At 67.0% G+C, this 11573-nt stretch carries 11 protein-coding genes and 1 tRNA gene; 6 read left to right on the plus strand and 6 right to left on the minus strand.

Annotated features, from left to right (window positions below):
* Positions 1-51 precede the first annotated feature (51 nt).
* The 3 genes from FBT69_12660 to FBT69_12670 all read left to right on the plus strand — a co-directional run bounded on the left by FBT69_12660 (position 52) and on the right by FBT69_12670 (position 3029).
* Positions 52-2055, plus strand: coding sequence for a hypothetical protein (locus FBT69_12660; GenBank protein ID MDL1905642.1), 2004 nt, complete (start codon positions 52-54; stop codon positions 2053-2055).
* Positions 2056-2171: 116 nt separating this feature from the next.
* Complete coding sequence (locus FBT69_12665) at positions 2172-2453, plus strand: hypothetical protein (protein ID MDL1905643.1); 282 nt, start codon at positions 2172-2174, stop codon at positions 2451-2453.
* Between the two features lie 117 nt (positions 2454-2570).
* A complete protein-coding gene (locus tag FBT69_12670; protein ID MDL1905644.1) occupies positions 2571-3029 on the plus strand; it encodes a hypothetical protein in 459 nt (152 codons plus the stop codon).
* Between the two features lie 367 nt (positions 3030-3396).
* On the opposite strand, the gene FBT69_12675 is transcribed toward FBT69_12670, so the two are convergent.
* From FBT69_12675 to recO, 3 genes are all read right to left on the minus strand, one after another.
* Positions 3397-3469: transfer RNA gene (locus FBT69_12675), tRNA-Phe, on the minus strand.
* A 109-nt stretch (positions 3470-3578) separates the two neighbouring features.
* The gene (locus FBT69_12680) at positions 3579-5066 is read right to left on the minus strand and encodes an HDOD domain-containing protein (protein MDL1905645.1); all 1488 of its coding nucleotides are present in this window, start codon (positions 5064-5066) and stop codon (positions 3579-3581) included.
* Between the two features lie 89 nt (positions 5067-5155).
* Positions 5156-6022 (minus strand): DNA repair protein RecO, encoded by an 867-nt coding sequence (gene recO / locus FBT69_12685; protein MDL1905646.1) that lies wholly within the window; start codon positions 6020-6022, stop codon positions 5156-5158.
* Between recO and FBT69_12690 the strand changes: the two genes are divergently transcribed.
* The 3 genes from FBT69_12690 to FBT69_12700 are packed head-to-tail and all read left to right on the plus strand — an operon-like array spanning position 5829 to position 7432.
* Complete coding sequence (locus FBT69_12690) at positions 5829-6437, plus strand: hypothetical protein (protein ID MDL1905647.1); 609 nt, start codon at positions 5829-5831, stop codon at positions 6435-6437. The two genes, recO and FBT69_12690, sit on opposite strands and share 194 nt — an antisense overlap.
* Before the next feature lie 59 nt (positions 6438-6496).
* On the plus strand, positions 6497-6883 hold the full coding sequence (locus FBT69_12695) for an acyl carrier protein (GenBank protein ID MDL1905648.1): 387 nt from the start codon (positions 6497-6499) through the stop codon (positions 6881-6883).
* Positions 6884-6898: 15 nt separating this feature from the next.
* Positions 6899-7432 carry a beta-hydroxyacyl-ACP dehydratase gene (locus FBT69_12700; protein MDL1905649.1) on the plus strand — a complete coding sequence of 178 codons (534 nt, stop codon included), beginning with the start codon at positions 6899-6901 and terminating at the stop codon, positions 7430-7432.
* Between the two features lie 61 nt (positions 7433-7493).
* Here the strand turns inward: FBT69_12700 and FBT69_12705 are convergent, their stop codons facing one another.
* From FBT69_12705 to FBT69_12715, 3 genes are all read right to left on the minus strand, one after another.
* A complete protein-coding gene (locus tag FBT69_12705) occupies positions 7494-9149 on the minus strand; it encodes a type I 3-dehydroquinate dehydratase (protein ID MDL1905650.1) in 1656 nt (551 codons plus the stop codon).
* Between the two features lie 84 nt (positions 9150-9233).
* Complete coding sequence (locus tag FBT69_12710; protein ID MDL1905651.1) at positions 9234-10286, minus strand: hypothetical protein; 1053 nt, start codon at positions 10284-10286, stop codon at positions 9234-9236.
* A gap of 116 nt (positions 10287-10402) precedes the next feature.
* Positions 10403-11497, minus strand: coding sequence for a PCRF domain-containing protein (locus FBT69_12715; protein MDL1905652.1), 1095 nt, complete (start codon positions 11495-11497; stop codon positions 10403-10405).
* Positions 11498-11573 lie beyond the last annotated feature (76 nt).

Here is an 11573-nt window from a genome sequence, read left to right on the forward strand (position 1 = left end):
GGAGCGCGGTGTGCGCCCCGGTACACACACGAACACAGAAGGAGACCCGCCATGAAACGAAAGACCACGACGGTGTTGGCCGCGGTGGCTTGCCTTGCGGGCGCCGCGATCGGAACGGCCGCGGGCGACCTGCCCAACTACAGCGAGAAGCCCGACACCTGGCGGTCGAACCTCGTGACGATCGAGGGGCCGATGGTGAGCGACAAGGACTTTGCCGGCTGGCTGAAGAAGGCGGACGCGATGGTAGCCGATAAGGGCGGTGCGCTGACGGTCCTGGCAGCGTTCAACCAGTGCTTCGGCGGCGGGTTCCTGGCCGAGATGGAACGCGCGAGACTGCCACGCTTCGGCGCGGTGAGCGCATCGCGGTACTACCAGCCGGCGTACTACCGATCGCTGGACGAGTTCAAGAACGACGCGACCGGCGGCGGCTCCTACTTCACGCGCGCCTGGATCGCCGCGCTCGAAAAGGGACGAACCAACAAGTGGGACGACCGCCAGGTCGCGGAAGAGGCCCACGCCAGGAAGGGCATCGACACGGAACACACCCAGTACAACAGTTCGCAGAAGGATCGCGCCGGCGTCGAGTCGTTCGGCGGAGTCGTGCATTCGATCATCGTGCTGTTCGTGGGCGATCCTGACCCGGACGGTCGCGACAGCAAGTCCGTCACCGAACTCGCCGACCAGCTGGCCAGAGTCTACCTGATGAAGAAGCGCCCGGCAGTGCTCGTGCTCTACGGCGATGGCACGCCGCCAGACAATCTCCGCAAGGAGTTCTCGTGGGAGAAGGCCGACAACAAGAGCCACGCCGCGACGCGCGCCAACCTCGAGCACGCGCTGACGAACAAGGATGGCTGGCTCGCCAGGCGCGTCGGCGAGATCAAGAAGGGCGATCGAGTGCAACTCCTGTTCTGGGCGAGCGACCACGGCAACGCCGAACGATCGGCGTGGTTCTCGGTCGCCCCAGGCTCCAAGGCGATGGCTGGCACCGACATCCGCGCGGACAAGGCCCCGCACTCGAAGGCGTGGGAAGGCGGCCTCGGAAAGCACAAGCTCGCGTGGGAGCCGCCGAACCCGATGGCACGCAATGCCGACGTGAACGCGATCTCGTTCGACAACGACACGCTCCCGCCTCTCGACTCCGTGCTCCCCGGGGAGTTCTACTTCTCCGTGGACGAGCCCTCCGTCGGCGTCAAGGGAAGCGAAGTGCACACGGAGCGGGTCGCCCGTGGCAACCGTCCCGCACGGCGTGCAGCAACCGACATCTTTGCTGGTAACTCCGGCTCAAACCGGCAGGTCGCCGACGGTGAGCGCTCCTTCGCCCTCGACGAGGCCAAGGCCTCGACCGACGATCTCAATGCCTTCGCGTTCCAGCCTCCCGACGCGATCGGCAAGGACGGCCAGCCGACGACTTTGGTCTTCTGGTCGCGCACGGGCAGTTCCGTGATCGAGGTGTACGACCCCGCGCAGCCGATGGGTGCACGGGTGTACGACTTCGTGGACTTGTACGAGGAGTTCGGGTGGCCGAAAGACGACAAGGGCAACCCGACGTTGAAACTCGACATCGACGCCCTCATCGTCAATGTCGACGTCGCCGCTAGGCCCGACCGCATGGGCGATCCCGACCCGGACAACCCTCCGAAGCCTCTCGCGTTCATGCCGGGCAAGGACCGCATTCTCTTCTCGATCAGTCGCGACTCGCATGCGCCGTTCGTCATGGAACGCGATGGCATGCCCTGCGACGTGTTCTCGTTCGACGGCTTCATGCTCAGCATCGTCCGTTCGTGTGCCGAACTCGGGCTGCTCGCGCCCGATCCGGGCAACCCGGACGACAAGACCAAGCCTGACAACCTCAACGCGCTGGAGTACTTCGACCTGCCGATCGGCGAACGCGGCGGCGAGAACGGCCTCGGACTCACGCCCACCATGCACGGCCTGCCCGACTTCCTGCGCGACCACGCCACGGGCGATCCGTCGGCCGACCTGAACCGCGACGGCCGCACCGACGCCCTCGACGTGGTGCGTTACCTCGAAGCGCTCCGGGGCGGCGGTCGGTAGACCCACTCCGACAGGCTGCCTCCGCTGCGAAGCCCGGCCCCGCGCCGGGCTTCGCTTTCGCGCGGGCGGGTCAAGCGATGAAACCGCGAGGCGCCGCTTCCGAGTATGCTGCTGCCATGCCGTGCCTTGTCGCAGCCATCGCGTTCTTCTTCCCTCGCCTGGCGATCATCCTCCTGGTGATCTTCAGCGACTACATCGGGCAAGCGTACCAGACCGTCCTCTGGCCGCTGCTTGGGTTCCTTTTCGCCCCCTACACGACGCTCGCCTACGCCTTCTCGATCCACAGCAACGGCTCCGTCAGCGGCATCTACCTGCTCCTCGTCGTTTTCGCCGTGCTGGTGGACCTCGGCGTGATCGGCGGCAGCGGGGCAAGCGCGAAAGGTCGGCTGAAGGGATAACCGCGCAGACCGCGGCGAAAGATGGAGTGTCCGCAAGGCAGGGCCTGCGGATCGGAAAACCGCCTGCTGATCCTGCCATCCTCAACGCGGCGGGGTATGGTGCTGCGGGAGGTCCGCATGCCGATCAAGGTTCCGGGTGTCGCGGCGGTCATGCTCTTCGTGATGGGGGTGTTCCAAGCGACCGCCGCGTTCGCCTGCTTTATTCCCTCATTCGTCCACGATCGCGTGCCCGAACAGTTCGTCCCAGTCTGGCGGTTCCTCACGCGCCCGATCTACGGCGACACACCGAACGAGGCCGTCATCAAGGCGCTCGCGGTCGCCTCGCAGGTCATCATCGGCACGACGGAAGCGTTCGTCTCGGCGATGCTGCTCGGCGCGGCGCTCGTACCCCGACGGCGCCGCGCGCTGGCGCATCTGGGTCTGAGCGCGTCGATGCTGCTCTACACCGCGTTCATGCTGACGATGTACGCGATGCACGACAAGTCGCTCCCGAACTGGAACCAGTACCCCGCCATCCTCGCCTGGATCGGCGTGACCTGGACAGTCGTGGCCCTCGAGTCCAAGACAACGGTGTGAGCGAGGAAAAGAGAGAAGCCGCGTCTTCGAGAGGAAAGGCATCGGGAGGGCGGCGCATCAGGCATCCTCCCTCCACCTCGCAGGCGTCACTCCCGACCTGTCTTTCCATGCGGTCGCCGCGGCATGACACGCTCCGTGCTGGACTTCCACCACGGCGCTCGTCGTGGCTCGCACACCGCACGGGCATGCACTCAGCGACCCGCGCCGGAAGTCCTGAGCGATCCAGCCCACAGCGACCACGGCGCAGCACGAAGCCGCGTCGGTTCGCTCCGATCCGCACGAATCTTCGGAGACGCTTGTTGGAGCGGGCGTTACGCGGGAGGATGTGGTTTCGTGCGAAACCCCGCGAAACACTCCAACGCTCCAATGGGCAGGGCCGGAATTGAACCGGCGACACCCGCATTTTCAGTGCGGTGCTCTACCAACTGAGCTACCTGCCCGCTCGCCGGGCGTGGGTTGCACGCACGGCGGGGTGGACGGAACGATATCACGCCCCGAGGAAGCGTCAACACCCCGGGGGATGGGACGAGGACGGGCGGCCCGGTACCGTCAGGCGGCCTTGGCGACGACCCCGGGGGAGGACGAAGAGTCGGAGTTGGAACGAGCGCGTTCCATCTCGGTTGCCGCAGCGAGCAGGAACTGCCGTGGCGAACCGATCGTCCGCGCGGTGCGCTCGTCGAGGGTTGCGACTCCGATGGCGAGGGTGAGAGGGCTTCTCGTTCGAGCCTGGTCACCCCGAGAAAGGAGCGATGCCACGGATTCTGCGCCTCGGAGCGCGGCGATCCGGGGCGTGTCCGGCAGCAGGACGGCGAAACCGTTGGGGTCGAGGCGTGCGATCGTGCCGCCGAGATGGGAGAACTCGCGTCGCAGGACGGCGGCGGCGTTCAGGATCGCCTCATCGGCCGCGACTTGGCCCTCCGTTTGCGCGAGAGCGCCGAGGCCGCCGATCGCGAAGCGGATCAGTGAGAGCGGACCCGGATTCCGCACCGCGTGTTCGAAAGCGAGGCGGAGCGACCGCTCGAAGACCGTGGCGCACTGCACGCCGGTGAGGGGGTCGAAGTCCTGATCGGAGTCGATGCGGTGAGCAAGCGTCCGTGTGTCCGCGTCGTCGGGGCCGCACGCGCTCGACAACTCGGCGAGGCGTGCGTGGGCCTCAGTGATGATCGACTCGGCGGTCGGGATCTCGCCGGTCTGAAGGCGGAGCAGGCGTCCGAGTTCCACGGCGCTCTCGGTGACTTTGTGGAGCAGCGCATCGACGCCGGATGGTTCGAGCCTGAACCAGTCGCGCGCGCGCTGGTAGAGCCTGCGCAGCGCCGGGACCGCGTCAGCATCCGTGATCGTGTCGTGGAAAAGGTTGCCGAGCGCCACGCATCGGACGAGTTCGCAACACCCCATCGGCGCGGCCGTGGGTCGCTCGTGGTACTTGATGGGCAGCACCAGCTCATCGGGAAGCCGCCATCGCTGGGCGAGCATCGCGCCGATGTCTGGGTGCTGGGTGTCCAGCGCCGCGAGTTCGTGCTTGACGAGTTGGCGGTGGTCGCCGCCCGCGGCGTCAAGCACGCGCAGGTAGTCTGCCCCGAGCGTGCGATAGAGGGCGACCATGCCGACATCCTGGAGCAGTCCTCCCAGGAACGCCTCGTCCGCCTGCTTCAGACCGACATCGTGGGCAACGATGCGAGCCGCCGCGGCGGTGACGAGGCCGCGCCGCCAGTAACTGACATAGTCGAACCGCGGGTCCGAGTCGTCATCCACCGCGGATACGAGCGAAAAACCGATCGCGAGGCTCTTGACCGGCCCGAGGCCCATCAAGACGATCGCGCGGGAGATCGAACCGCAGCGCTGGCGCAGGCCGTAGAGAGGTGAGTTGACGGTCCGGAGCACCTTCGCCGAGAGACCCTGGTCCTTTTCGATCACGTCCGCCACTTCTTCGAGCGAGACGTCGGCGTCGGCGGTAAGTTGAAGGATGCGCACCGCGACCGTGGGCAGCGTGGGCAGCGTCGGGCATGCGAGGACCTGTTCTAGGAGTTGTTGGTTCACGGCGACCCTTCCACCCGGAATGGGCGGCCGGATCGCGTCGCAGCATCCGTGCCGCACGCATGGGATATCGACCCCCCCCGTGCGAACCTTTACTTTCGGGGGTTTCCAGCACGGGGGGAGGGCGGAGCGTCGGTGAGGGGACGCTTGCCGAAGACCCAGCGAACCGTCGGCAGGTCGCGTCCGAGAATTTCGCGGAGGTAGGCAGCGAGGAGACGGTTCGCACGGTCTATCGACGCGGCATCACCGCCGATCGAATGTCCCGATTCGAGGCGGCGGAGGAGTTCGACAGTGGGTGATCGCACCCTCCAGAACGGAGCGGAAGGGGTGTTATCCCCCTCGTCTTGAGCGATGCTCACAAGCCCGCCGGCGCGGGGACTGAAGCCGTACACCGCGCGAGCCTGCTCCGCCGGTTCCCGGCCGAGCGCGGGCTTGTAGCCGGTCTCGACCAGCGTCGCCCACTGGAAGTGGAGGATCGCCTTCGCGGCCGAGTCGCCGATCGTGCGCAGCGATGAGAGCAGTGCATCGAAGAGCGCGGGGTGAGGATCCTCGTCCGTGATCGAATGACAGACGAGATCGGCGAGGTACATCCCCGCGTTGAACGTCGCCAGCGAACGGCGGAGCGCGGGGAAGGTCTCCTGAAGATCCCAGGCCGTCAGCGTGGCCAGCGACCCGGAGGGCTTGACGATGGCGACGAGCTCTCCCCGGGTCAGGAGTTCGAGACCGCCCGAGAAGGCGGCTTTCTCCCGGCGTGCCCCCTTGGCGATGCCGCGGATCAGCCCGTGCTCGCGCGTGAAAACGGAGACGGTCTGGCTCGTCTCGGACCAGTCCCAATGTCGCACACAAACAGCCTGGTCGCGCACGGTCGGCACGCAGGAGGGTACGCGGAGCGGGAGTGGTCGATTCCCGCGCCGCGCAGCGGGACGGCGCGAGCTGTCCGGCGTATCGTGCCCTGCCATGCGGTTTGACCTTGTCGATGCCGTGCTAGACCGGGAGCCAGACCGGGTCGTTACGCTCAAGCAGGTGAGCGCGGCGGAGGAGTACCTAGCCGACCACTTCCCGACATTCCCGGTGCTCCCTGGGGTGCTCATGCTGGAAGCCATGGTCCAGGCCGCGAGGCTGTTGGTCTCGGAGGATGAGGGTGGGCCGTGCGTGCTCGGTGGCGTTCGTGCCCTGAAATACGGCCGAATCGTCCAGCCCGGGGACTCGCTTCGGGTTGAGGTGGTCGCGACGGCACGGAGCGGGGACGGATCGGCCGAGTTCAAGGGGGAAGCACGCGCGATCGGTCCGGACGGTGTCGAGCGGGGGATCGCGGCCGCGGGACGGTTCTCGCTCCGGACCGTTCGTTTCGCCCCCTCCAAGGTGGGCGGGTAGGCTCGCGTCGTGTAACATGGCGACCCGTGCCGGGGGGTAGCCCGCGAGTCCGAGGGAGCATGATGACGCGAGATGAGATTTTCGAGAAGGTCCGCGAGGTGCTGGTCAGTGCCTTGGCGGTCGATGAGGACGAAGTGACGCCCGGTGCCGTCCTGACGGCGGACTTGGGCGCGGAGTCGATCGACTTCCTCGACATCGTGTTCAAGCTCGAACAGGCCTTCGGGTTCAAGATCGGTCAGGGGGAGTTGTTCCCGGACAACGTGGCGCAGGACCCCGAGTACGTTCAGGGCGGCAAGATCACGCCGAAGGGCATCGCGGCGTTGAAGGAACGCCTGCCGCACGCCGACTTCGCGTCTCTGGAAGCCGACCCACGCGTCGAGCGTGTGGGCGAGATCTTCACGGTGGACGCGGTGGTCCGGTTCTGCGAGCGGAAACTGGCCGGCTGAGCCGCGGAGCGGACCATGCGCTGGATGTGGATCGACCGCGTGGTGGAGTTGCGGCCGCGCGAGCGGATCGTCTCGGTCAAGAGCGTGACGGCGGCCGAAGAGCACCTCTACGACCACTTCCCCCCCGCACGGCTGGCGGACGGATCGGTGCGGGATGCGCTCCCGATCATGCCGGCATCGTTGATCGTAGAGGGGATGGCGCAGTCGGCCGGCATCCTGGTCGGGCACGCCGAGGAGTTCCGCGAGAAGGTCGTGCTCGCGAAGGTCTCGCGGGCGGAACTGGAACGCGACGCGATCCCCGGCACAACGCTCCGCTACACCGCGGAGTTGCGGAGCATCGGCGCCCAGGGGGCCAGCACCGAGGGGACGGTCGAACTGCTCGACCACGCCCGGCCGGACGAAGGGTTCGTGCGGATCGGCCGCATTGACCTGATGTTCAGCCACCTGGACCGGAACATGGCCGGCATCGCGTTCCCCGAGCACAACTTCGTGTTCAGCGAATCGTTCCGCACGCTGCTGAAGACGAGCGGGATCGACTGCCCGTTCTGAATGGTGAACTCGCGGCTCCTTCGTGCTGGATCGGGTGTACGCGAAGCGGAGGAAGAATCGCTCAGCGTTCGAGCGACTCGCGGACGAGACGGCCGAAGAGCGCCCGTGGAGCGGGATGACCCGTCCACGCCGTGAACTGGGCCGCTGCTTGGAGGACGAACATCTCCACGCCGTCGATCGCTCGCCAGCCGACCTCGCGAACGTCGTTCAAGAGTTGTGTTCGCACAGGGTTGTAGACGGTTTCCATCACGACCGTCTCTGGACCGCACGGGTCGGTGCGGCGGGCGGCAAGTTCGTGCACGGGCAGCGGCGAACCGTCCGGCTCCGGTCCGCCTTTCATGCCGACTGGCGTGCAGTTCACGAAGGCGTGCGCGCGGGCGTGCGACAGCGCGGCCCAATCGTCGGCGGAGGCACGCGCGCCGGCGTCAAGAATCGCCTGAGCCAATCGATCGGCGCGCTCACGTGAGCGGTTGTAGATGACGACTTCCGCGCCACGAGCGGCGAGCGCAAAGGCGATGGCCCGCGCGACGCCTCCCGCCCCGAGGACGACGATGCGCCTGCTCGCAATCTCACCGAGTGAATCCTGTATGCAGGCAACCGCTGCCGGCGCGTCGGTGTTCGCAACGCGGACACTGGCGATCGCTCCACCTGCCGATCGCTCGACGACGAGCGTGTTGGCCGCCCCGCACGCCGCGGTGTCGGCATCGGCAGGCCACCGCTGCTCCATCGCGAGACGGGCGAGGTTTTCCTTGTGCGGGATGGTCACGCTCGCGCCTCGCAGGTCGAGCCCGGGATGGTGGAGCAGTTCGAGCATCGTGGCCTTGAAGGACTCGTAGGAGCCGTCCGCACCGTTCTCGGCGGCAGCGATGGGCAGGGGCAGGTAGACGCCGTCGTGGCCGACCGCCTCGAAGCCCGCGTTGTGCATGAGCGGCGAGAGCGAGTGGCCGACGGGCCAGCCCACGATGCCGTAGACGCGAGTTGTGGGCGAGATCGAGCGAAAGCGGTACAGGTCGAGCATCTCGCGGATGGTGGGCTGACCTGGTGCGGTCGCCCCCTGTGGGTGCAGGCTGGCAAAGGTGAGGAAGCCGCCGAACTTCGGGGCGAGGACGCGGCTCATTAGGCCGAACTCGCCCATGCCCAGGGCGATCGTCGGGCGATCTCGCTCGGCGAGCAGGTCAAAGAGTTCGAGGTTGTCCCGCAACGAACGGGCACGGAAGGCGACCTTGTGGACGGCCGCGGCCGGCTCGGCCCGCATCGCCGCGAGCCTGCGGGCGAGGTCCGCAGGCCGACCGTCGAAGTCGTGCATCGAGAGGATGAGGCGTGTGGACACTGGACGAGCCTGCTTTGGGTGATCAACCGCAAGGTTCACCTTCTGGCGAAGATTCGCCGATCGCGTGTAGGCGGTGAGTTCGGTGTCGAGGTACGCGGGCGGTGCGCCGCCCGTGCCGAGCCGCTCGAAGAGCGCGACGCGGGCGTCCTCGGGACCGTCGTAGTGGCCACCTTCCCAGGTCGGCCTGCAGGTGATGATGCAGGGCACAGGGGATTCCGCCGCGAGACGGAGGATGGCACGGGTCTCCGCCTCATCACCCGTGCCGGAGAAGCAGGCGTCAACCCGGTACTCGACGGCGTCCGCGCCGTGGTCGCGTGCGAGCGCGGCATCAGCGAGCGCCGCTTCGGAGTCGTGAACGAGGATGGGGACGCACAGGAGCGTGGACACTCGGAGAGTGTAGAGGGGACAAGAAGCCGCTCGCGCACCGGCTCCGCAAGGACGGGTGAGGCTCCCGTCCTCCCGCTCACTGACTCAGCAGCCCGCAACGAAGGCGTTGAGGAAGGCCACGAAGTCCAGGGTGTTCACGGTCGTGTCGCCGTTGAAGTCGGCCGCGCCGTCCTGTGCTACGAAGGCGTTGAGGAAGGCCACAAAGTCGAGCGTGTTCACGATGGTGTCGCCGTTGAAGTCGGCCGGGCAGGCGGACTGCTCGCCCGCTGCCGCGAGCGTGAGCGTGCCGTTCATGGCCGAGGAGACGGTGTCCAGAGTCAGGTTCAGAAGCAGGTGCGCGGTGTAGCCCGGCGGCAGGATGGTCGGCAGGTCGAGCGGGAACTCGGGGAGTTCGAGGCCGGGTTCTTGCGAGTCGCTGAACTCGATCGTCTGCGAGGCAACAACCGTAACGACATCGCCCGCGACCGTGATCGTGCCCGCCAGAGCAACCGCGAAGGGCAGGTCCGCGACCGGGAACGAGCTGCCCAGCAGTTCGAACTCCGCGTTCATCACCGCGGGGATAAAAACGGCGAAGTCGAACTCGCCGGGCGCGGTCTCGGTCAGCAGACCGACGGCCGCATCCTCGGTCTGCACGATGACCATCGACGTGATCGAGAGGTCGCCGAGCGGGAGTTCGATGGGAATCCCGATGTAGGTCGAGTCTGGATTCCGCGTGCGGAAGGACTCCGGGAAGAAGGAGATGCTGGCGGGGATGAAAGCGGGGCCGTCGGCAAGGAAGTCGGCGGAGAACCCCTGGATGATGAGCGTCGCGCCGTCGATGTCAAGGTACAGCCCGAAGCCGCCGGAGGTCTCGGTGTCGAGCGGGCCTGCAAGTTCAAGGCCCATCTGGACGGGCACGGGAACGTTCTCGGTCGCACCGAACGACCCCCACAGCCCGGGCTTGGTGCGCGTGCCGCCGGGGTTGGTGTCGGGGTCATAGTTGCCGATCAGCGAGCCGCTGGTATCGGCCTCGAACGATGTCGAACCGACGAGACCGCTGGCGGCCTGATCGATGACGACAACGTAGTTCTGTGCGAGCGAACAGGAAGCGAACACGAATGACGCCGCGACGGCGGCGAACGAACGGGTCGACGGCATGAATGGCACTCCTGGGACTGAGAACAGGATACGCGAACAGGCTCTCCCGACACAAGAAGCTCGATCAAGAACAATGATCCGCGGCCAATAATCACCAATGGACGCCGCGTACGCCCTCAGAGGGCCGCGAGCCGTTCGGCCGTTCGCTGCTCGAGGAGAGCGGCGAACAGCGGTGTCAGGTCCCCGGCGAGGACATTCTGGAGATTGAACTTCTCGTCCAGCCGCTGGTCGGCGACAATGTTGTCCTGGTATCGGTAAACTCGGATCTTCTCGGAACGCTCGCCCGCCCCGATCTGCCCGCGACGCTCGGCGGAACGCTCTGCCTCCACGCGCCGACGTTCGATCTCGTGGACACGCGCCGCGAGCAGTCTCCGGGCACGCTCGCGGTTTTGGTGCTGGCTCTTGGACTCCTGCATCCGAACTTCGACGCCCGTCGGCACGTGGACAAGATGCACGGCGGTCGCCACCTTGTTCACGTTCTGCCCGCCGGGGCCTTGCGCGGTCGTGACATGCTCCTGCACGTCCCGCGCCCAGTCGATCTTCACCACCACCTCCTCAGGCTCGGGAAGGACAGCGACGGTCGCGGTCGAAGTGTGGATGCGGCCCTGGCTCTCGGTCGCGGGCACACGCTTGACCGAGTGCACGCCCGCCTCGAACGAGAGTTCAGACCACACACCCTCGCCGCGGATGTTGACCACGGCGGATCGCACCCCCCCCACCGACGGGTCAGCAACGACATCGAGCTGCTCGAAGGCCCATCCCCGACGCTGGGCGTACTTCTCGTAGATGGCGAGCAGGTCGCGCGCCCAGAGGCCGGCCTCGTCGCCGCCCGTGCCCGCGCGGACTTCGAGCATGACGGACCCGACCCGGCGATCCTCCGCCCCGACAAGCAGCGTCTTCACGCGGACGGCGAGTTCCCCCGCCTCCGCCTCGACGAGCGGCAGTTCCTCTTTGGCCAACGCTGCCAGTTCGGCATCATCGGCTTCGATCGCTCGACGCAGGTCCGCGGCCTCGGAGCGGAGCGTTCTCCAACGCCGATACGCCTCGACCGCTGGCGCGAGCGCAGCCCGCCGGATCGAGAGGTCGCGCGCCGCACGATGGTCCGCGGCGATGCTCGGATCAGCCAAGCCACGCTCGATCCCCTCGAGCTCGGCATCCATCGCGTTCAGCCGCGCGACCAGGGCATCGGGAAGGGCGTCGGTTCCGGGCATCGCGCCCACGATAGCCTCCGAGGCGGCGGATCGTTGACCGGTGAAACGGCGGGGCGCGGATCCGCAATAATCCAGC

Source organism: Synechococcales cyanobacterium CNB (genome assembly GCA_030263455.1).
Classification (GTDB): Bacteria; Planctomycetota; Phycisphaerae; order Phycisphaerales; family UBA1924; genus CAADGN01.